19 protein-coding genes and 1 tRNA gene are annotated in these 19,061 nt (G+C 72.6%); 12 read left to right on the top strand and 8 right to left on the bottom strand.

All coding sequences use genetic code 11. The features are described from left to right. Window positions 1-33 precede the first annotated feature (33 nt). Genes ACN27D_RS12450 through ACN27D_RS12440 form a run of 3 tightly spaced genes read left to right on the top strand, consistent with a single transcriptional unit; the run spans window position 34 to window position 3,850 of the window. A complete protein-coding gene (locus ACN27D_RS12450; RefSeq protein ID WP_420901050.1) occupies window positions 34-1,911 on the top strand; it encodes a hypothetical protein in 1,878 nt (625 codons plus the stop codon). Continuing rightward, window positions 1,911-3,620 carry a hypothetical protein gene (locus ACN27D_RS12445; RefSeq protein WP_421499142.1) on the top strand — a complete coding sequence of 570 codons (1,710 nt, stop codon included), beginning with the start codon at window positions 1,911-1,913 and terminating at the stop codon, window positions 3,618-3,620. The genes ACN27D_RS12450 and ACN27D_RS12445 overlap by 1 nt, the downstream gene beginning before the upstream one ends. A gap of 35 nt (window positions 3,621-3,655) precedes the next feature. Beyond that, window positions 3,656-3,850 (top strand): hypothetical protein, encoded by a 195-nt coding sequence (locus ACN27D_RS12440; RefSeq protein WP_091425994.1) that lies wholly within the window; start codon window positions 3,656-3,658, stop codon window positions 3,848-3,850. On the opposite strand, the gene ACN27D_RS12435 is transcribed toward ACN27D_RS12440, so the two are convergent. Continuing rightward, entirely contained in the window at window positions 3,835-5,013 is a 1,179-nt protein-coding gene (locus ACN27D_RS12435) for a glycosyltransferase family 4 protein (RefSeq protein ID WP_121684564.1), read from the bottom strand. The two genes, ACN27D_RS12440 and ACN27D_RS12435, sit on opposite strands and share 16 nt — an antisense overlap. A gap of 151 nt (window positions 5,014-5,164) precedes the next feature. Then, window positions 5,165-6,394: an acyltransferase family protein gene (locus tag ACN27D_RS12430; protein ID WP_357900138.1), complete on the bottom strand. Its 1,230-nt coding sequence runs from the start codon at window positions 6,392-6,394 to the stop codon at window positions 5,165-5,167. A 113-nt stretch (window positions 6,395-6,507) separates the two neighbouring features. Between ACN27D_RS12430 and ACN27D_RS12425 the strand changes: the two genes are divergently transcribed. From ACN27D_RS12425 to ACN27D_RS12415, 3 genes are all read left to right on the top strand, one after another. Beyond that, window positions 6,508-7,665, top strand: a complete 1,158-nt coding sequence (locus ACN27D_RS12425) for a DUF3068 domain-containing protein (protein WP_358173833.1) — start codon at window positions 6,508-6,510, stop codon at window positions 7,663-7,665. Window positions 7,666-8,059: 394 nt separating this feature from the next. Then, window positions 8,060-8,683: a DUF6230 family protein gene (locus ACN27D_RS12420; protein ID WP_120572660.1), complete on the top strand. Its 624-nt coding sequence runs from the start codon at window positions 8,060-8,062 to the stop codon at window positions 8,681-8,683. Between the two features lie 77 nt (window positions 8,684-8,760). Next, window positions 8,761-10,335, top strand: a complete 1,575-nt coding sequence (locus ACN27D_RS12415; protein WP_358173836.1) for a DUF6114 domain-containing protein — start codon at window positions 8,761-8,763, stop codon at window positions 10,333-10,335. Between the two features lie 46 nt (window positions 10,336-10,381). On the opposite strand, the gene ACN27D_RS12410 is transcribed toward ACN27D_RS12415, so the two are convergent. Beyond that, window positions 10,382-12,052 carry a DUF885 domain-containing protein gene (locus ACN27D_RS12410; RefSeq protein WP_121684566.1) on the bottom strand — a complete coding sequence of 557 codons (1,671 nt, stop codon included), beginning with the start codon at window positions 12,050-12,052 and terminating at the stop codon, window positions 10,382-10,384. A gap of 73 nt (window positions 12,053-12,125) precedes the next feature. On the opposite strand from ACN27D_RS12410, the gene ACN27D_RS12405 reads away from it, so the two are divergent. Next, window positions 12,126-13,100: a DMT family transporter gene (locus ACN27D_RS12405; RefSeq protein ID WP_199733161.1), complete on the top strand. Its 975-nt coding sequence runs from the start codon at window positions 12,126-12,128 to the stop codon at window positions 13,098-13,100. 3 nt (window positions 13,101-13,103) lie between these two features. Here the strand turns inward: ACN27D_RS12405 and ACN27D_RS12400 are convergent, their stop codons facing one another. Then, entirely contained in the window at window positions 13,104-14,174 is a 1,071-nt protein-coding gene (locus tag ACN27D_RS12400; RefSeq protein WP_421499141.1) for a PHP domain-containing protein, read from the bottom strand. A 56-nt stretch (window positions 14,175-14,230) separates the two neighbouring features. Continuing rightward, window positions 14,231-14,845 (bottom strand): M23 family metallopeptidase, encoded by a 615-nt coding sequence (locus tag ACN27D_RS12395; RefSeq protein WP_421501137.1) that lies wholly within the window; start codon window positions 14,843-14,845, stop codon window positions 14,231-14,233. 301 nt (window positions 14,846-15,146) lie between these two features. Here ACN27D_RS12395 and ACN27D_RS12390 point away from each other — a divergent pair, with 301 nt between their 5' ends. The 4 genes from ACN27D_RS12390 to ACN27D_RS12375 all read left to right on the top strand — a co-directional run bounded on the left by ACN27D_RS12390 (window position 15,147) and on the right by ACN27D_RS12375 (window position 16,946). Further along, entirely contained in the window at window positions 15,147-15,443 is a 297-nt protein-coding gene (locus ACN27D_RS12390; RefSeq protein WP_120572665.1) for a hypothetical protein, read from the top strand. 72 nt (window positions 15,444-15,515) lie between these two features. Next, entirely contained in the window at window positions 15,516-15,686 is a 171-nt protein-coding gene (locus ACN27D_RS12385; protein WP_018786529.1) for a hypothetical protein, read from the top strand. Window positions 15,687-15,808: 122 nt separating this feature from the next. Beyond that, entirely contained in the window at window positions 15,809-16,330 is a 522-nt protein-coding gene (locus ACN27D_RS12380) for a tRNA adenosine deaminase-associated protein (protein ID WP_421499140.1), read from the top strand. 148 nt (window positions 16,331-16,478) lie between these two features. Next, entirely contained in the window at window positions 16,479-16,946 is a 468-nt protein-coding gene (locus ACN27D_RS12375; protein WP_421501136.1) for a nucleoside deaminase, read from the top strand. 10 nt (window positions 16,947-16,956) lie between these two features. Here ACN27D_RS12375 and ACN27D_RS12370 read toward each other — a convergent pair whose 3' ends face one another. The 3 genes from ACN27D_RS12370 to deoD form a co-directional block, all read right to left on the bottom strand. Continuing rightward, a complete protein-coding gene (locus ACN27D_RS12370) occupies window positions 16,957-17,424 on the bottom strand; it encodes an acyl-CoA thioesterase (protein ID WP_358173849.1) in 468 nt (155 codons plus the stop codon). After that, the gene (locus ACN27D_RS12365) at window positions 17,421-18,059 is read right to left on the bottom strand and encodes a TetR/AcrR family transcriptional regulator (RefSeq protein ID WP_421499139.1); all 639 of its coding nucleotides are present in this window, start codon (window positions 18,057-18,059) and stop codon (window positions 17,421-17,423) included. Before ACN27D_RS12365 ends, ACN27D_RS12370 begins: the two co-directional genes overlap by 4 nt. 111 nt (window positions 18,060-18,170) lie before the next feature. Then, a complete protein-coding gene (deoD, locus tag ACN27D_RS12360) occupies window positions 18,171-18,878 on the bottom strand; it encodes a purine-nucleoside phosphorylase (protein WP_047891806.1) in 708 nt (235 codons plus the stop codon). Window positions 18,879-18,953: 75 nt separating this feature from the next. Here deoD and ACN27D_RS12355 point away from each other — a divergent pair. Further along, window positions 18,954-19,040 (top strand) — tRNA-Ser (locus ACN27D_RS12355). Window positions 19,041-19,061 lie beyond the last annotated feature (21 nt).

Below are 19,061 nucleotides of genomic sequence, written 5' to 3'. Positions count from 1 at the left end.
GTGTAAGCGTGTGGCAGGCTGCCGACCATGTCAATGCCACAAGCAGCGGCCGAGACGCATCCGGCAGCCGTCGGCGCGGAGGACGACGGACCCGGACCGCTCGGTCGCTGGATAGCCGCCGACCGCGTGCGCGCGGTCGCGATCGCGCTCATCATCGTGTCCGTCGCGTCGCGCGCCGGGCTGGCCGCCCGTGGCTGGTTCTCGCAGGACGAGTTCGTCATCGCCGCGCAGGTGCTCGACACCCGGCTGGACCCGGACTACCTGCTGGGCACGTTCAACAACCACCTCATGCCGGGCGGGCTGGCGGTCGCCTGGCTGATGGTCCGGGCGGCCGGTTTCGCCGGCTGGCCGTGGATCCTGCTGCTGGCGGCCGGGCAGGCGGCGGTGGGGATCGCCCTCTACCGGCTGCTCCGGGACCTGCTGCGGCCCGGCTGGGGGCTGCTCGTCCCGCTGAGCCTGTTCCTGTTCAGCCCGCTGACGCTCGAGGTGTCGTCGCTGTGGCTGGTCGGCCTGCTGGTGCTGCCGCCGCAACTCGCCCTGGTCCTCGCCGTGGCGGCCCAGGTCCGGTACGTGCGCACCGGCCGGAGGCGGCACCTCGTCCTGGTCGCGTTCTGGCTGGTGTTCGGCCTGCTCTTCGACACCAAGGCGCTGCTGATCGTGCCGTTGCTGTTCCTGCTGACCGCGTTCCTGTTCACCAAGGGCCGCGCGTGGCGCAGCCTGGTGACCACCGTCGTGCGGTTCTGGCCGGCGTGGCTGATGCTCACCGTGCTGTCCGGGGCTTACCTGGCGTACTACCTGACCCGCCCGGCCCGTGGGCTGGACGAGCCCACCTCGGTCGGGCAGGTCTTCACCTTCCTGGGCGACCTGATCGGCGACACGGTGGTGCCGGGCCTGCTCGGCGGGCCGTGGCGCTGGACGTACGCCGGTGACGGGCCGCCGCTGTCCGACCCGTACGACATCGCGAAGTGGCTGTCCTGGGCGGTGCTCGCGGCGCTGATCGTGGTCACCGTGCGGCGGCGGCCGACCGCCGGGCGGGCCTGGCTGCTGCTCGCCTGCTACCTCGGCCTGGTCGCGGCGCTGTTCGCGGTGACCCGGCTCGGCGGACCGTTGGGGCCGCTGGTCGGCGTCGTCCCCCGGTACGTCGCGGACGTGGTGCTGGTGGCCGCGATCTGCGTCGGGGTGGCGCTGCTCGGGATGAAGGACAGCGACGAGGACGACGTCTCCGCGTGGCCGCTGCCGACCGTGCTGCGGGAGCCGGGCGCGTTCGCGGTCGGCCTGGTCTCGATGGTCGTGCTGCTGGCCACCATCGGGGTGGGCACGCTGTGGAGCACCGCGCGGTTCGGCGACAACTGGAGCACCAAGCACGGGCGGGACTACCTGGCCACCACGCAGGCCGAGTTGGCCGCCGCGCCGCCCGGCACCGTCTTCTTCGACACGACCGTCCCGGACCGGGTCGTGGCCGGGTACTTCTGGCCGGACAACCTCCAGTCCCACTTCTTCCGTCCGGCCCAGCGGCGGCCGACGTTCGTGACGATGAGCGAGAAGCCGTCGACGTTCGACGAGAACGGCCGGATCCGGCCGGTCGTGGTCGAGGGGCGCAAGGTCGCGCCCGGCACCGTGGAGGGCTGCGGGCACCTGGCCGAGGGTGGCCGGACCGTCCGCATCCCGATGGACGGCTACCTGGTGGAGTGGCCGTACGTGGTGCACTTCGGCTACGTCAGCTCCGGTGACTCGACGGCGGTGTTCAAGCTCGGCGACGCCACCCGCGAGATCACGCTGAAGAGCGGGCTGAACGACGTGTTCTTCATGCTGGAGGGCGCCGGGTCCGCCGTCGAACTGACCGTGAACACGCCCGGCGTCCGGTTGTGCACCAACCTGGTCACCATCGGCCGGGCGGTGCCGAAGCCGTAATGACCGGACGTCCCGCCGAGGGCGGCGGCCCCGCGGTACGGCGGTGGCGGGAGTCGCTGCCGCTGTACCTCGTGGCGGTGGTCGTCACCGCGTTGATCCTGGCTCCGCTCGCGGCGCGGGGCTACGCGCTGCGGTACGACATGGTGTTCGTTCCCCGGCAGCCGCTGAGCTGGGATCTGGTGGCCCCGGCGCAGAGCCTGCCCCGGGCGGTGCCGATGGACGCGCTGGTCTCGCTGGTGACCCAGCTCGTGCCGGGCTGGGTGGTGCAGCGGGTGGCGCTGGCCGGGGCGGTCCTGTTCGCCGCCGTGGGCGCCGGACGGCTGGTGCCGACCGAGCGACGTGCGGTGCGGCTGGTCGCCGCGGTGGCGTACGCGTGGACGCCGTACCTGGCCGAGCGGTTGCTGATCGGGCAGTGGGGACTGCTGCTGGCGTACGCCGCACTGCCCTGGCTGGTGCGGGCGGCGCTGGACCTGCGGGCGGGCCGCGACGGCGCGCTCGCCCGGGTGGTGCTGTTCGCCGCGCCCGCCGCGATCACCCCGACCGGCGGCCTGATCGCGCTGGCGACGGTGCTGGTGCTGGCGGCGGACCGGGCGCGGCTGCGGCTGTCCGCGGTCGCGGTGGGCGGTGTCGCGCTGCTCAACGCCCCGTGGATCGTGGCGGCCCTGGTCACCGGCGCGGGTGGCACGTCCGACCCGGCGGGCGTGGCGGCGTTCGCGGCGCGCGCCGAGAACTGGGCGGGCCCGCTGGTGGCGCTCGCGGGCACCGGCGGCATCTGGAACGTGCAGGCCACCCCGGCCAGCCGGTCCGCCACGCTGGCCCCGCTGGCGACACTGGTCCTCGTGGTGCTGGCCGCTGTCGGTGCCGGCCTGCTACGGCGGCGGCTGCCGGCGGGCGCGGCGGTACGGCTGGGCGTGCTGGCCGGCGGCGCGTACCTGCTGGCCGCCCTCGCCGTGCTGCCCGGCGGAAACGCGGCGCTGAGCTGGGCGGTGGCGCACGTGCCGGGGGCGGGACTGCTCCGCGACGGGCAGAAGTTCCTCGCGCCGTACGCCCTCGTGCTGGTGGTGTGCGCGGCGCTGGGCGCCGAACGGCTGGTGGCCCGGATCGACCGCGAGGTCGCCGGGATCGTGCTGGCCGGGCTGCTGCTCCTGCCGGTGGCCGTGATGCCCGACCTGGCGTTCGGCGGTGCCGGCCGGATCAGCCCGGTGCGCTACCCGGCGGACTGGCGGGCGGTCGCCGAGCGCCTGCCCGACGACCCCGGTGAGATCCTCGCCCTGCCGCTGACCACCTACCGGGCCTATCCGTGGAACCCGGGCCGGGTGGTGCTGGACCCGGCGCCCCGCTACCTGCCGGGAACCGTGCTCACCGACGACACGCTCGTGGTCGACGACGTCGCGGTGGCCGGGGAGAATCCGCGCCTGCGCGAGGTGCGCCGGGTGCTCGCCGAGGGGCGGCCGGTCTCGGCCACCGGCGTGGGCTGGGTGGTGGTGCAGCACGGTACGCCGAGCACAGTGGACCCGGCCGTCCTGGCCGGTCTCGACCTCCGGTACGAGGGGGAGTCGCTGAGCCTCTACCGGAACCCGGCCGCCTCGGGTCCGCCGCCGCGGGCCGGAGCGAGCCGCTGGCTGGTCGTGCTCGCGTGCGGAACTGCCGTTCTGGCGGTCATGGCTGCCGCCTTTTCGACCCTACGCCGGCGAGCTACTGCGTGGTAACGTCCGCTCGCACGTCTCACCATCGGAGGAATGGCATGCGTAGAGCTTTGACCCTTGTCGTGTCCGGCCTGGTGGCGGCGTTGCTCGGGGTCCTGGCCCTCGGCGGGCTCTCGGCCGCCGCGACCGCCACGGCCGAGGAGGCCGCGACCGAGGCGCGTAACGCCACGGAGGCGGCCAAGCGGGCCGGGAAGCAGGACCCGTACGCCCCCGAGGTCTACGGCAACAGGTAGGACGGGTCGCCCCGCCGCTGGACCGGGCGGGGCGAGTCCGCAGTCTCCAGCAGGGTCGCGAAGCGTTCCCCCGCCACCGGCCAGGTGAAGTTCGCCGCGTGCCGCCGGGCCTGAGCGCCCATCTCCTGACGCATCTCGTCGTCGTGCAGCAGCGCGCGCACCTTCGCCAGGTAGTCGTCGATGTCGTCGGCCAGCAGGCCGGTACGCCCGTCGACCACCGCCTCCGCGACGCCGCCCGCCTCCCGGAACGCCACTGTCGGCGTACCCGCCGCGCCGGCCTCCACGATCGTCAGCCCCCAGCCCTCCTTGAGCGACGGCGTCAGGGCGACCCAGGCCGAGGCGAGCAGCGCGGCCTTCTCCTCCTCCGTCACGAAGCCCCGGAAGTCCACCCGGTCGGTGATGTCCAGCTCGTCGGCGACCTCGCGCAGGTGCGACTCCCACCAGCCCTGCCCGGCGACCACCAGCCGGAGCTGGGGCAGCTCGTCGGCGAGCGCCGCGACAGCGCGCAGCGCCACCTCCACCCGCTTGTGCGGCACCAGGCGGTTGAGCGTCACGAGCAGCGGGAACGGGGCGCGTTCGACGTCGGTGCGGGGCAGCTCCGGCGTGCCGTTGTAGACCACGGAGACCTGCTCCGGCGGTACGCCGAGGGTGGACAGTTCGCGCCGGGTCGCCTCGGACACGGTGACGTACCGGCACCGCCGGTAGACGCGTACCGCCAGCGACGACTCGACCCACCAGCCGAACCGGGCGGCCCACTGCGGCAGGACCACCGGCCACTGCTCGCGGTGCACGTGGTGGATCAGCTTGACCACCGGGCGGCGGGCCCAGAGCGGGGAGAGGAACGGCAGGCCGTTGCAGACGTCGACGAGGATGTCCGGCCGGCCGCCCCGGCGCGCGGCGAGCGGGCCGAGGCCGAACGCCCCGGCCAGGTAGCAGAGCGCGGCCCAGAGGTAGACGGTGTGCCGGCCACCGCGCCGGACGAACCGGATGCCCTCGTCGTTGACCTCGTCGGCGGGGGCCTCGCGGTGCGCCGCGCAGAACAGGGTGGCGCGGAATCCGCGCGCCACCAGCTCGGCGGCGATCCGTTCCACGTACACCTCGGAACCGCCGCCCTCGGGGTTGCGAGTGTCTCGCCAGTTGAGGAACAGCACGTGTCCGGGCATGCCGAAGCGACGCTCCACGCGAACCCTACTCTCAAGTAATTTAGCGGTGCGCGTCACATTAAGGGCTGGGCCTGCGCCCGGCAATGCCCCGACCGGCGGCGTCGGGCCGCCGGCCGTCACCGGGTCACTGAAGGTGAGCGGTACGTGACAGCTAGGCGGGTGCCGCGACGTCCGGTGTGGTGGCCGGGACGGCGGACGTCCCCGATGCCGGTCCGCGCCCGGTCGGCCGGCGGCGGCTCTGCGTGCCGAGCGTCTGGAGCGGGCGCTCGACGCCGTAGTAGCTGACCGCGGCGTACGCCAGGCCGAAGACCATGGTCAGGGCGAAGACGTTGACGAACTGGCCGGTGAACAGCGGCCGGTCCTCGAGCAGGTAGATCAGCTCGATGACCAGCGGGTGCCACAGGAACAGGCCGTACGACACGTGCCCCATCCACCGTGCCCACCCGCTGCTGAAGGCCTCCTTCGCCCGGGTCCGCCCGCCGAACGCCACCGGGATCGTGATCAGGACGGCGATCAGGAGGTAGAGCGCCAGCTTGGTGCCGAACTCGGTGGCGGTCGGGCTGGTCAGGTCGCGCGGCCCGGCGATCGGCGTCGTCGCGATCGCCATCACCGCGACCGCTGCCGCCCAGCAGGCGAGCGGCGCCGAGGCGAGGTCGTCGAGCACGCGGAAGGCGGCCGGCGCGGTGCCGGTACGCAGGGCCACGTGCGCCGCGGCCAGCGCCATGCCACCGCCGAACCAGGCGCCGTACGAGGGGAACCACATCGTGTGCAGCGCGCCGTCGAGCCAGCCGGCGCCCATCATGGCGACCCACGCGAGCGTCAGCAGCGCCCCGGAGGAGGCGAGCAGCACGGTGCGGACGGGACGCCAGGTCCGGCCCACGGCGAGCACGGCGAGCAGCGGCAGGAGCAGGTAGAAGACGACCTCGGTGGCGAGGCTCCAGGTCTGGCTGAGCCCGTGCCCGAGCTGCCCGGCCTCGTAGATCTGGGTGAGCGTGAGGTGGCGCAGCCAGTCACCTGCCGACACCGGGTGGTTGCCGGGCAGGACGACGAAACAGACCACCACCGCCAGCCAGTACGCGGGCAGGATCCGCAGCGCCCGGCGCCAGAAGTACCGCTTGGTGCGGGGCCGCGGCCGTCCGGTCGCGACGCTGAGCGCCCACGGCCGGAACAGCAGGAAGCCGGACAGCACGAAGAAGATCGCCACACCCACGTCCAGGCGCGCCAACCAGCCGCCCCACGTGGTGTTCATGGTGACGGCGGTCTGGAAGCCGACGTGGTGACCGACGACCGCCACCGCGCCGATCGCTCGCAGCGCGTCGAGGGCGGGAAGACGGCCCGTTACCGATGGCTCCGGGACTGTTGGCGTGGTGGCTGTGGACATCTGGACATCCAGGGGGTCGCTTTTGCAGGTGACTGGGGAGTAACCTCCCGCCAATGCTAAGGATCGGGTGCCCCGGACGACAGACCGTAGGGCGGCAGGTTACAGGAGGATGAGTGAAGCTTCGCGTGGGCGCCGCGCTCTTCGGGCTAGGTGTCTTGTTGCTGGTCTTCGCGGCCGGGCTGCCGTTCTACGTGGCCCCCGCCGTGACCAAGCTGCCCTATGACCTGGAACCAACGACGTCCGTCGCGGAGGCGAAGGGCGCGAAGTTCCTACAGATCAAGTCCGAAGCCGGCGCGGTGAGCATCGAGGTGCCGCAGGCCGATCTCGTGTCCAGCATCGAGGTCATCCCGCAGCCGGAGGACACCAAGGACCGCTTGCCCAAGGAGCTGAAGGGCGACGCGGTCATCTGGAACGTCTTCCAGACGGTCAAGCGCAGCGACAACCAGGATGTGATCAGCCAGTACAGCACCGAGCTGGCGCTCTACCGGATCTCCGGCGCGGCGGCGCCGTGGGACGAGCAGTGGCTCAACGAGTCCGGCGCGGAGCAGACCCCGGTCGGCAACGTGCGCTACTCCGGCCAGATCTACAAGTTCCCGTTCGGCACCGGCAAGCGTGACTACCAGGTGTTCGACCGCGACCTGAAGAAGACCTTCCCGGCGCGGTTCACCGGCACCGAGAAGATCAAGGGCGTCGAGACGTACCGCTTCGAGCAGCGGATCGAGAACGAGCCGCTGAACACCCCGGCGGACAGCGTCAAGACGCTGCTGGGCAAGTTCGCGCCGACCGCGACCAGCGGTCAGGTCGTCTACAGCAACACCCGTACGCTCTGGGTCGACCCGGTGACCGGCGCCTACATCAAGGTGCGCGAGCAGCAGTACAAGGAGCTGCGTCCGGACACCGGCGCCCCGACCGTGCTGCTGGACGCGGACTTCAACTACAACGACGACACGATCAGCCGCAGCGTCGAGACGGTGAAGGACAACCGTTTCAAGATCGGCATGATCAGTGTCTGGGGCCCGATCATCGCCGGTGTGCTGGGCCTGATCGCCCTGATCGCGGGCGTGTGGCTGGTGACCCGGCCCAAGGGCGACGGCAGCGCGCGGCATCGCGCGGACGCGCCGACCTCCGACCCGACGCCCACCCGCGTCGACCAGGAGCCCGTCGGTGGCCCGCTCGACGACGAGATCCCGCCGGCGTCGACGAACTGGCGGTCCGACGATCCGTCGGTGCCGGCCCAGCGCTCGGGCGCCGGTGAGGTGGAACGCCGCTGACCGGTACGCCGGAAGCACGACGGAGGGGTGGGCCGCGGTGCGGTCCACCCCTCCGTCGTGCAGATCTCCCATGCGGGCGACCGTACTTTACATTCGTTACTCGATTGTAACGGCGAGATATCCGGTAACTTTCCGTCGCGCTCATCGCCATCGATGCCCGGTTTGGCGCGACATTTCGCCCTCATCTCCCGCCGTGGCCTGGGATTTCGTGACGCCCGGTCACCTGCCCGTATCCCCCCGGTGTTACCGCCGGGTAATCAGGGGGTTGTGAGCCACACCGCATCGGGTGCACGATCAGGCTCGATCGTTACCCGTCGGTAACAGAAGGACGGGCCCGGCGCGGGCCGCCGGTTCGCAACCGGCCGCCGCGCACATTCGTTCGAGGAGGAACTCCGTGCAGAATCGGCTCGACAACCAGGGTCGTACCCGGTGGCGGCGGTTCGCCGCCATGATCGTGCCCACCACGGCCGCCGCCGGTGCCATCCTGTTCGGCATGTCGACCGGCGCCATCGCCTCCGACATCACCGTGTCCGGGCAGACGTTCAAGATCGGCGCCGAGCGCCTGGAGGGCGAGGGCTTCAAGCAGTACGGCGGCATCGTCCGCGAGAAGGGCGAGGACGGCAAGGCCGGCGCCACGCGCCCGGTCGCGATGGCCGAGATCAGCAGCGCCGAGCTGTACAAGCTCTGCCAGTCCGTCCGCGCCGACCTGCCCGGCCTGCCGGTGGTGCTCACCATCAACGCCGGTGAGGGCAAGGACCCCGCCCGGGCCAAGGACCTCGTGATCGCGATGGACTCGCTCGAGGGCAACGCCACCTTCACCAACATCCAGATCGGCCGCGACGCCAGCGACCTCAACCCGACGGCGCAGCGGGGCTCGTTCGGCCAGAACTCCGACCGGGTGACCATCCGTGATCTGAAGCAGGTGTCCCGCTACACCACTTCCTCGACGTTCAACCTGGTCGGGCTCCGGCTCAAGGTCAACGTGGGCGACGACGCCAAGGGCAAGGAGTGCTTCTGAGCTGAGCACGGCCCGCGGTGGCCGACCACCGCGGGCCTGCCCCACCGTCCCCGTCCCCGCTCCGCCAGGAGGAGTACGTGACAACCGTCGAACCGTCCCACGCCCGGCTCGGCACCGCGGCCCGGGCTTGGCGGACCTTCCGCCGCTGGCAGCGGACCCGGCCGTTCTGGGGCGGCCTGTTCATCATCCTGGCCGGGGTGGAGATGCTCGCCTCCACCCGGTTGACCCTCAACGGCCTGAGCTTCAGCAGCGGCGCCACCGGCCTGCTCTCCCTGCTGATCCCGGGCATCCTGGTGACCTGCGGGGTGCTGCTCTGGCTCAGTCCGGCGCAGCGGCTGTTCTACTCGATCGTCGCGGCGATCACCGCCGTCTACTCCCTGATCGGGCTCAACCTCGGCGGCTTCTTCCTCGGCCTGCTGCTCGGCATCGTGGGCAGCGCGCTCGCGTTCGCCTGGGTGCCGACCCCGCCGGCCGGTCCCGCCGGTGCCGAAGCGGCCGAGGCCGAGCGCGACACCGACGAGCCCGGCACCACTGTGGACGACGAGCCCGAGACCGCCGTGGACGCGCAGCCCGTGGACGCACAGCCCGTGGACGCACAGCCTGTGGACGCGCAGACCGCTGACGAGCGGCCGACCGTCGAGGTGCCGGTCGGCGTCCGGCCGGCCGTCGAGCAGCCGACTGCCGAGCGGCCGGGCGGGGAGCGGCCGGTCCCTCGGCAGTCGGCGAACGGGCAGGCGGCCGGATCCGACGCCGGCCCGCCGGAGTGGGCGGGACGTTCGGCGGACCCGCGCACCTTCGGCATCGTCCTCGTGGTGCTCGGCCTCGCCGCCGCCGGCCTGGCCGTACAGCCGCAGGCGGTGCAGGCCGCCCCGAGCAAGCCCGCCGCGAGCGCCTGCCCGTCGAAGCCCGCCACGCCGTCGTCCGGCGCGAGCGCACCCACCGCGACGCCCACCCCGACGCCGAGCGCGAGCCCGACGCGGGAAGGCAACATCATCACCGACTTCTTCGACGGGATCGGCGACCTGTTCAAGGGCGGCAGCGACAAGAGCGCGACGCCCTCGCCCACACCGACCGCGAGCGGGTCGGCGACCCCGACGAGCAAGCCGACGACCCGTCCCGGCCCGACCGACTGCCCGGCGCCGGGCAAGCCGGGCAAGGAGGAACCGGCGAAGCCCGGCAAGGTGGAACCGGGCAAGCCGCTGCCGCGTATCGCCGCCGACCCGAGCCTGCCGAAGGTGGGCCAGCAGCCGTCGAAGCTCACCGGCTCCAAGGTGACCATGACCGGGCTGCGGTTCGAGGGGATCACCGACCTGCAGACCGAGCAGGGCGTGCTCAAGGTGCTGAAGTTCAGCATGAAGGAGGCGGTGACCGACGACTTCCTGCTGGTCGCCGACGGTCCCCGGGGCCGCACCCAGCGGTACGCGACCGACCGCCTCACGGTCCGCGACGACGTCGCGTTCTACTGCACCCGGTTCGTCGGCAAGCTCGCCGGCATCAAGCTGACGCTGACCCCGGACCTGCCGTTCCCGGACGGCCTGCCGGTCACGCTGCCGATCCCGGTGACGTTCACCGACCCGGTCATCGACCTGGCGTACGTCACCAGCAACACGCTCACCGGCCGGCCGACGCTGCGGCTGACGCTCGGCGCCTGACGCGTGCGGGTGCCGGCGGGACTCACCGCCGGCACCCGGCACCGGCTCAGATGCGGGCCAGCGCCTTGCGCAGCGGGTCGAGCCCCAGCGAACCCAGGTCGAGCGCCTGGCGGTGGAACTCCTTGAGGTCGAAGTCGGCGCCCTTGCGGGCCTTCGCGTCCTCCCGGGCCTGCAACCAGATCCGCTCGCCCACCTTGTACGACGGCGCCTGCCCGGGCCAGCCCAGGTAGCGGTTCAGCTCGAAGCGCAGGTTCTCGTCCGGCACCCGGCAGTGCGCCCGCATGAACTCCCAGCCCAGCTCCGGCGTCCACCGCTCGCCCGGGTGAAAGCCGAACGGGTTGTCCTTCGGGATCTCCAGCTCCAGGTGCATGCCGATGTCCACGATGACCCGGGCCGCGCGCAGCGCCTGCCCGTCGAGCATGCCGAGCCGGTCACCCGGGTCGTCGAGGTAGCCCAGCTCGTCCATCAGCCGCTCCGAGTAGAGCGCCCAGCCCTCGCCGTGCCCGGAGACCCAGCACAGCAGCCGCTGCCAGCGGTTGAGCAGGTCGGCCCGGACGGCGGTCTGGGCGACCTGGAGGTGGTGACCCGGCACGCCCTCGTGGTAGACGGTGGTCACCTCGCGCCAGGTGGAGAAGTCGGTGATGCCCTGCGGCACCGCCCACCACATCCGTCCGGGCCGGGAGAAGTCCTCGCTCGGGCCGGTGTAGTAGATGGCGCCGTCGCTCGTCGGCGCGAGGCAGCACTCGATCCGGCGTACCTGCTCGGGGATGTCGAAGTGGGTGCCGTTCAGCTCGGTGACCGCCCTGTCGGCGAGCGCCTGCATCCAGTCCCGGAACGCCTCCTTGCCGCGTACCGTCCGCGCCGGGTCGGCGTCGAGCGCGCGTACCGCGTCGTCGACCGAGGCGCCGCGCCCGGCGATCCGCGCGGCCACCGCCCGCATCTCGGCCTCCAGCCGGGCCAGCTCCGCGAAACCCCAGGCGTACGTCTCGTCCAGGTCGACCTTCGCGCCGAGGAAGTACTGCGAGGCCAGCTCGTAGCGCTCCCGCCCGGCGGCCTGCTTCTCCCGGCCCACCGGCGCCAGCTCGGTGCGCAGGAACTGCCCGAACTCGGCGGTGGCGGCGGTCGCGGCGGCGGCGCCCTTGCGCAGCTCCGCGCCGAGTGCGCCGTCGGCGTCGATCCGCTCGACCATCCCGTGGAAGAAGTTGTCGCCCTCCGGGTCGACCCAGACGTCGCACTGCTTGGCGACCTCGACGAGCTGCACCCGCGAGCTGACCCGTCCCGCCGCGGCGGCCTCGCGCAGCGTGCGCTTGTAGCCGTCCAGCGCGGACGCGAAACGGTTGAGCCGCGCGGCCACGTTCGCCCGGGCCTCCTCGCCGTCGGTCGGCATGAGGTCGAAGACCATCCGGATCTCGTGCAGCCCGCTCGCGATCACGTTGACCTCGCTGCCGGTCTCGCCCGCGTCGTGGCGGGCCAGCTCCAGGCCGAGGCGTTCCTGCATGGCCTCCTTGGCGGTCCGCTCCGCCTCGGTCTCCGGCTCGGTCACGTCGAGTTCGCCGAGCGTGCGACGGGCCAGTTCGGCGCGGGCGGCGTAACCCTCGGGCGACAGGTCGTCGAGCTGGTCGTCGTAGCCGGCGATGCCGACGTAGGTGGCGCCGGTCGGGCTCAGCGGAGCCCACTCGGCCACGTACCGGTTGGCGAGGTCATCGATTCGTCCCACCAGGCGACCCTACGTGACGCCGCATCCGGAATACCGCGCGACTTCGTCGTACCTCTGCGGCAGAGTGTCAGGGGTGAACGTCGAGATCACTCCTGACCGCGCGCCGGTGCGGAGCTGGCTGCCCGGGTTCGTCGCGCTCGCCGCCATCTGGGGTTCCAGCTTCCTGTTCATCAAGGTCGGCGTGACCGAGCTGCACCCCGTGCACCTCACGCTCTACCGGGTGGCCACCGGCGCGCTGACGCTGCTCGTGGTGCTCGCAGTGCTGCGCGACCGGCTGCCCCGCGACCTGCGGGTGTGGGCGCACATGCTCGTGGTGGCCGCGTTCGGCGTCGCCGTGCCGTTCACGCTGTTCGGCTACGGCGAGCAGCGGGTCGAGTCGATGCTCGCCGGCATCTGGAACGCCACCACGCCGCTGATCGTGCTGCCGCTGGCGGTGCTGGTGTTCCGCACCGAGCGGCTGACCGCCCGCCGTGCCGTCGGGCTGGGGCTGGGCTTCGTCGGCGTGCTCGTGGTGCTCGGCGTCTGGGAGGGCGTGGGCGGCGCCCACTTCGTCGGCCAGCTCATGTGCTTCGGCGCGGCGGCCTGCTACGGGCTGGCGATCCCGTACCAGAAGAAGTTCGTCGCGGGCAGCGCGTACTCCGGCCTGTCGCTGTCGGCGGCCCAGCTGCTGGTGGCGACCGCGCAGCTCGCGCTCGTCGCGCCGTTCGTCGGTACGCCGCCGTCGCCGATCGGCCTCTCCCCGCGCGTGGCGGCGAGCGTGCTGGCGCTCGGCGCGCTCGGCACCGGGCTCGCCTTCGTGATCAACATGCGCAACATCCGGCTGGCCGGGGCCAGTACGGCGTCCACAGTGACGTACCTGATCCCGGTGTTCGCGGTGCTCGTCGGCGCGGTGGTGCTGGGCGAGCGGATGAACTGGCACCAGCCCGTCGGCGCGTTCGTGGTGCTCGTCGGCGTGGCGGTCGCCCAGGGCCTGTTCGGGCGGCGCCGTCCACGCCCGGAGGCGGTGACGCCCACCGCCCGCACGGCCGAGCCGGCCACGCGCGGCTGACCGTCAGCCGCGGCCGGCCGTCCACTTCACCAGGCGGTCGGCCGTCCAGGTGTTCACCACCCGCTTCGCCGGTACGCCGCACAGCGCGGCCCGCTCGCAGCCGAAGCGCTGCCAGTCGAGCTGGCCGGGCGCGTGCGCGTCGGTGTCGATCGCGAACCGGCACCCGGCCTCCAGCGCGAGGCGGATCAGCCGCTTCGGCGGGTCCTGCCGCTCCGGCCGGGAGTTGATCTCGACGGCCACGTCGTGCTCGGCGCAGGCGGCGAAGACGGAGTCCGCGTCGAACTCGCTCTCCTTGCGGGTACGCGCCCGGTGCCCCCGGTCGCCGGGCCCGGTCACCCCCGCGGGCCGGGAGGAGACCATCCGGCCGGTGCAGTGGCCGAGGATGTCCAGGTGCGGGTTCGCGATCGCGGTCAGCATCCGGCGGGTCATCTTCGCCCGGTCGTCGTTCAGGCCGCTGTGCACCGAGCCGACCACCACGTCCAGGCGGGCCAGCAGCTTCTCGTCCTGGTCGAGCGAGCCGTCGGCGAGGATGTCGACCTCGATGCCGGTGAGGATGCGGAAGCCCTTCGGCAGCGCCTCGTTGACCGCGGCGACGTGGTCGAGCTGCTTGCGCAGCCGCTCCGCGGTCAGACCCCGGGCCACTGTGAGCCGCGGCGAGTGGTCGGTGAGCACCACGTACTCGTGGCCCAGCTCGACCGCCGCCAGCGCCATCTCCTCGATCGGCGAGCCGCCGTCGGACCAGTCCGAGTGGGTGTGGCAGTCGCCGCGCAGCGCGTCCCGCAGCTTCGCCGCCGCCTCGTCCAGGTCGGTGCCCTCGGTGGCCAGCAGCCGGCGCAGGTAGACCGGCTCCTCGCCGGCCAGCGACTCGGCCACGCAGCGGGCGGTCACGTCACCGACGCCGGACAGCTCGGTCAGCTTGCCGGTGCGGGCCCGCTCGGCCACCTCGGCGGCGGGTAGCGCGCCGAGCGTCTTCGCCGCCGACCGGAACGCCCGGACCCGGTACGTGGCCTCGTTCGCCCGTTCCAGCAGGAACGCGATCCGGCGCAGGTCGGCGATGGGATCCCGGGCACTCATGTCCTGGAAACTACGCGCATCCGCCGTCCGCCGCGTGTCCCCGCGGCGCGAGTCGGTCAGCCGCTGCGGGTGGACCGGCCGGGCGAGGCCGGGCAGCCGTGCTTGCGCTGCCAGGCGGTGACCTCGGCGACCGGCGAGCGGTTGCCGCCCTTGCGCCAGGAGTTCAGGTACGGCGCCGGCCAGACCACGCCCCGGCGGATCCACCAGTCGTCGGCGCCGGTGCACTTCGGGGACAGGCCGAAGTGCAGGTGGCAGACGTTGTTGGCGTTGCCGGTGCGGCCCACCTTGCCGAGCTGCTGCCCGGCGCGCACCCGCACGCCGGCGTCGACACCCGCGTCGATCGCGCTCAGGTGCGAGCCGTAGTAGCGCACCCCGTCGTCGCCGAGCAGCGAGACGGAGAGCCCGCCGTTGTTCGGGCCCAGCGGCCCGCGCCTGTCGAACCGGTCGACGCGGCTCACCTCCAGCACCACACCGTCGGTGACCGCCACCACCGGTTCCCCGCAGTCGGCGAACACGTCGGTGCCCGGGTAGCCGCCGTGCGTCGGGTGGTAGTCGACGTTGCCGGCCCGCACCGGGAAGACCCGCTTCACGTCGATGTGCGTCGGTGACGGCGGGGAGGCGGCCGGCGGTACCGGATCGGCCGGGTCGGCGGGCTGCGCGGCCGTCGCCATCGGGCTCGGTTCCTGCCACCTGTCGGCGCGCCCGGTGGGGGAGCCGCACCCGGCGGCGAGCGCCGCGACGAGCAGCAGGACCGGGTACGCCGGCAGCGTGCGGCGACCGATCGATGGCGAGCGCATCCGGTCATCCTGACAGACCACTACCGTAGGGACGAAAGCCGAACGCGGTACGGACGGTCCGGGAAAGGGGGCGGCGGTGACGCACGGGTGGCACGGCGGACCCGAGGGGACCGGTCCGGGGGCGTTCCCACCGCCGCCACGTACGCCGTCGGGGCTGTTCCCGTCGAGCACGTCGATGCGGCCCAGCTACCGCGAGCCGTACCCGGTCACCGGCGCCGGCGTCGCGGTCGGCGCGCTCGTCGCGTTCGCCTGGTTGCTGTTGTTCGGGCTGCTCGGCGGCGGCGTCGCCGGCTACGCCTGGTGGACGCTGCTGGCCGGCGGACTGGCGTGGCTGGCCGCCGCGGTGCTGGTCCGCCACGGCGACCGGGGGGTGGCGACGGGCGTGGCGATCGTCACCGCGGGTGGCTGGAGCATCGCCGCCGCGATCGTCGCGACGCGGTGGGCGCAGACCGGAGACTGGCCGCTCTGGTGACCTTCGGTGCCGGTCTCGCTGCGTAGCGAAGGCCACCTTGACGTACGCCTGAGGACGGTCCACGCTCGCGGTATGGCCTGGACCACACCGCCGCGGCTCGACCCCGATCGGAGCCGCCGTCGCCTGCAACTCCTCGCCGAGTTGGCCGGTGCCCGTGCGGTACAGCAGCGCCAGCGGCCGCAGCGGGCCCGCACCGAGCGGCTGCGCCAACTCATCGCCACCCGCCGGCGCGTCGTCGGCTGACCGGCTTTCTCTGAAGGAACGGCCGGCCCATACGGGGCGTTGACCGCTCGCCTGCCGACCCGACCGGTTAACGTGCATCGCGTGACGTGTCGGCGTGCTGCCGAGGCCAATTTGGGGGGACCGTGTCGTACTTCGCTGCTGCCGTGGCGCGCGTCGACGGCGGCTGGACCGCCGGTGAGGTGAGCCTGCGTGGCGTCACCGACATCGAGGAGGTGGCCGACCGGCTGCGCGACGTCGAGCCGGACGCCGACCTCTCGCTGCTGTTCGTCGAGGCCGACGACACGTACCTGGTCGTCCTGCGCCTGGACGAGGGGGAGGATCTGCGGATCTTCGGCTCGGACTCGGCGTACGCGGAGGAGTCCCGGCTGGGCGCGCTGCTCGTCGGTGACCTGAAGACCTCGGTGACCGGCCTGGAGGACGTCGACGAGCCGCGCGCCTCCGGCGACGACGACACCGAGCAGCCCGCCGTGGACCCGGAGGCCGACCCGGTCGGCGACGCGGACCTCCTCGCCGACCTGGGCATCCCGGCGCAGAAGCTGCTTGCGCTCTGCGCGCACGAGGGCTCCATGCCGGCCGACGTGACCGCCGAGATCTGCCAGGTGCTCGGCTGCGCGGACGAGGTCGAGGAGCTGCGTGAGGTCTGAGCCCGGCGAGTCCCTGACGCCCGGCGCCGCCGAACCGGCCGACGCGACGGATCCGGCGCTGGAGACCGTACGCCCGGGGCAGCCCACCCCCGGCCGGGCCGCGCGCGTCGGTCCCGGCGCCGACGAGGCGCTCGCCGACCCGGGCGCGGTGGGCCGCCGGCAGCGGCACGAGCTGTGGATGCGCCGGGCCCTGGAGGTCGCGATGACCGGCCCGGACGACGCCATCCCCGACGCCGACGACGTGCCGGTCGGCGCGGTGCTCTACGGCCCCGACGGCACCGAACTGGCGATCGGACGCAACGAGCGGGAGCTGACCGGCGACCCGACCGCGCACGCCGAGGTGCTGGCGTTGCGCCGGGCCGCGCAGCGGCTGGGCCGCTGGCGGCTGGACGACTGCACGCTGGTGGTGACGCTGGAACCGTGCACCATGTGCGCCGGTGCGATCGCGCTGGCCCGCGTCTCGACAGTGGTGTTCGGCGCCTGGGAACCGAAGACCGGCGCCGTCGGGTCGCTCTGGGACGTGCTGCGCGACCGCCGCGTCACGCACCGCCCCGAGGTGTACGGCGGCGTGCTGGAACGCGAGAGCGCGGCGGTGCTGCGCGCCTTCTTCCGCTGAACGTCCCGACTCAGGCGTGCGTCGTCGTCGGACGCAGCAGCGTCGCGGCGATCGCGCGGCCGACCTCGGTCCAGGCAGTCGGGCGCAGGGTGGCCGGATCCAGCCGGACGATGGACCGGGTGCCGGTGGCGTGCACGGTGCCGCCGTCGGTCGAGCGGAACTCGAAGGCGTAGCGTGCGCTGCTGGTGCCGAAGTGCTCCAGCCAGAAGTGCACCGCCACCGTGCCGACGCCGATGACCGGCGCCTGATAGGTGATGGTGAACTCGCGGACCGCGTGGAACACGTCGGGGGCGGCGTGCACGTCGCCCCGGAAGGCGACGCCGCGCTCGGCCCAGTAGGGCGTCAAAGCGCGTTCCAGCAGCACCGCGTAGCGGGCGTTGTGCAGGATGCCCATGGCGTCGAGGTCGTCGAAGTGCACGGGCACGTGCTCGACGTGCCCGAACTCGGCGACCGGCCGGTCGACTGCGGCGTGGCTCATGACTGGCCTTCCGGTAGCAGGGTCGGATCCGGGCAGAGCGCCCGCAGCCGGGTCAGCAGGCCCTGGCGGGCATGCCGGTAGGTGGCGTCCGGGTCGAGCAGCCGGGACCGCATCACCGCGCTGATCCCCAGCGCGTCGATCTCGTACGCCAGCAGCGGCACGTCCAGGTCGGCGGGGAGTTCGCCGAGGTCGACGGCCTCCTGGACGAGGCGTTCGAGGAGCGCGGTCCAGCGGGCGAACGCCTCGGCTAGCCGGTCCCGGACCGGGCCGGGACGGGCGTTGTACTCGAACTCGGTGTTGGCGAAGAAACAGCCGCCGGGCAGCACCCGGGCGGCGTAGAAGTCGATCCGGGCGTCGTGCAGCGCCCGCAGCCGGCGTACGCCCCGTGGCGCGTGCAGGGCGGGGGCGACGATCCGCTCCTGCCACTGCGCGACCGCCCGCTCGACGGTGGCGAGTTGCAGCGCCTCCTTGGATCGCCAGTGCGCGAAGAGGCCGGACTTGCTCACCTCCAGCCGGTCGGCGAGCTGGGCCAGGGAGAGGCCGTGCAGGCCGACCTCGGTGGCCAGCGCCACTGCGGTGTCCAGCACCGCGGTGCGGGTGCGGTCGCCACGGGCGACGCGGCCGTCGGAGGTCATGCGGTCAGCCTAAGGGAAAGAAGCACGACCGGTCGTATTTATTTCTGTGACCCGGGTAACGCGAACCGCCCCGCCACCTTGCGGCGACGAGGCGGTCCAGGATCGATCAGGTCAGGCGATGATGGTGTCCAGCGCGATCTCGACCATCTGGCCGAACGTCTGCTCGCGCTCCTGCGACGTGGTCTTCTCGCCGGTCTTGATGTGGTCGCTGACGGTAAGGATGGTCAGCGCGCGGGCCTTGAAGCGCGCCGCGATCGTGTAGAGCGCCGCCGACTCCATCTCCACCGCCAGCACGCCGTAGTCGGCGAGCCGGTCGTACAGGTCCGGCCGGTCCGTGTAGAAGGCGTCCGCCGCCAGGATCGGCCCCACCCGCATGCTGATGCCGCGCCGCTCGGCCACCTCGACCGAGGTACGCAGCAGCCCGAAGTCGGCCACCGGGGCGTAGTCGATCAGCCCGTCGAAGCGCATCCGGTTCATGTTCGAGTCGGTGGACGACCCGATCGCCGCCACCACGTCCCGCAGCTGCAGATCCTCGGTCAGAGCCCCGCAGGAGCCGACCCGGATCAGCGACTTCACGCCGTACTCGTTGACCAGCTCGTGGGCGTAGATCGAGGCGGACGGCATGCCCATGCCGGAGCCCTGGACGGACACGTCGACACCGTTCCACTTCCCGGTGAAGCCCAGCATGCCGCGCACCGTCGTGTAGCAGCGGGCCCCCTCCAGGTAGGTCTCCGCGATCCACTTGGCCCGCAGCGGGTCGCCCGGCATCAGGACCCGCTCGGCGATCTCTCCCGGCTCAGCGCCGATGTGCGTACTCATGGCAAAGATCCTGCCAGGCCGGGCCGAGGGATACCGGTTCGGCGTCCAAGCCGGCGGTCCTGTACCCTCGTCGGCGGTGGCGTGTCCGAGTGGCCTAAGGAGCACGCCTCGAAAGCGTGTGAGGGTTTACGCCCTCCGCGGGTTCAAATCCCGCCGCCACCGCTCGTGAACAGCGAGAACGCC

Source organism: Micromonospora sp. WMMD1274, assembly GCF_049179035.1.
Taxonomy (GTDB): domain Bacteria; phylum Actinomycetota; class Actinomycetes; order Mycobacteriales; family Micromonosporaceae; genus Micromonospora; species Micromonospora tulbaghiae.
This window is presented reverse-complemented; position numbering and strand designations above follow the sequence as displayed.

Excerpts from the sequence above, each read along its gene's own strand:
- ACN27D_RS12440 (WP_091425994.1), top strand. The coding sequence starts at position 3,656 with ATGCGTAGAGCTTTGACCCTTGTCGTGTCCGGCCTGGTGGCGGCGTTG.
- ACN27D_RS12370 (WP_358173849.1), bottom strand. The coding sequence starts at position 17,424 with ATGAGCCACGCCGCAGTCGACCGGCCGGTCGCCGAGTTCGGGCACGTC.
- deoD (WP_047891806.1), bottom strand. The coding sequence starts at position 18,878 with ATGAGTACGCACATCGGCGCTGAGCCGGGAGAGATCGCCGAGCGGGTC.
- ACN27D_RS12390 (WP_120572665.1), top strand. The coding sequence starts at position 15,147 with ATGCGGCCCAGCTACCGCGAGCCGTACCCGGTCACCGGCGCCGGCGTC.
- ACN27D_RS12430 (WP_357900138.1), bottom strand. The coding sequence starts at position 6,394 with ATGTCCACAGCCACCACGCCAACAGTCCCGGAGCCATCGGTAACGGGC.
- ACN27D_RS12395 (WP_421501137.1), bottom strand. The coding sequence starts at position 14,845 with ATGGCGACGGCCGCGCAGCCCGCCGACCCGGCCGATCCGGTACCGCCG.
- ACN27D_RS12365 (WP_421499139.1), bottom strand. The coding sequence starts at position 18,059 with ATGACCTCCGACGGCCGCGTCGCCCGTGGCGACCGCACCCGCACCGCG.
- ACN27D_RS12450 (WP_420901050.1), top strand. The coding sequence starts at position 34 with ATGCCACAAGCAGCGGCCGAGACGCATCCGGCAGCCGTCGGCGCGGAG.
- ACN27D_RS12445 (WP_421499142.1), top strand. The coding sequence starts at position 1,911 with ATGACCGGACGTCCCGCCGAGGGCGGCGGCCCCGCGGTACGGCGGTGG.
- ACN27D_RS12385 (WP_018786529.1), top strand. The coding sequence starts at position 15,516 with ATGGCCTGGACCACACCGCCGCGGCTCGACCCCGATCGGAGCCGCCGT.
- ACN27D_RS12435 (WP_121684564.1), bottom strand. The coding sequence starts at position 5,013 with ATGCCCGGACACGTGCTGTTCCTCAACTGGCGAGACACTCGCAACCCC.
- ACN27D_RS12400 (WP_421499141.1), bottom strand. The coding sequence starts at position 14,174 with ATGAGTGCCCGGGATCCCATCGCCGACCTGCGCCGGATCGCGTTCCTG.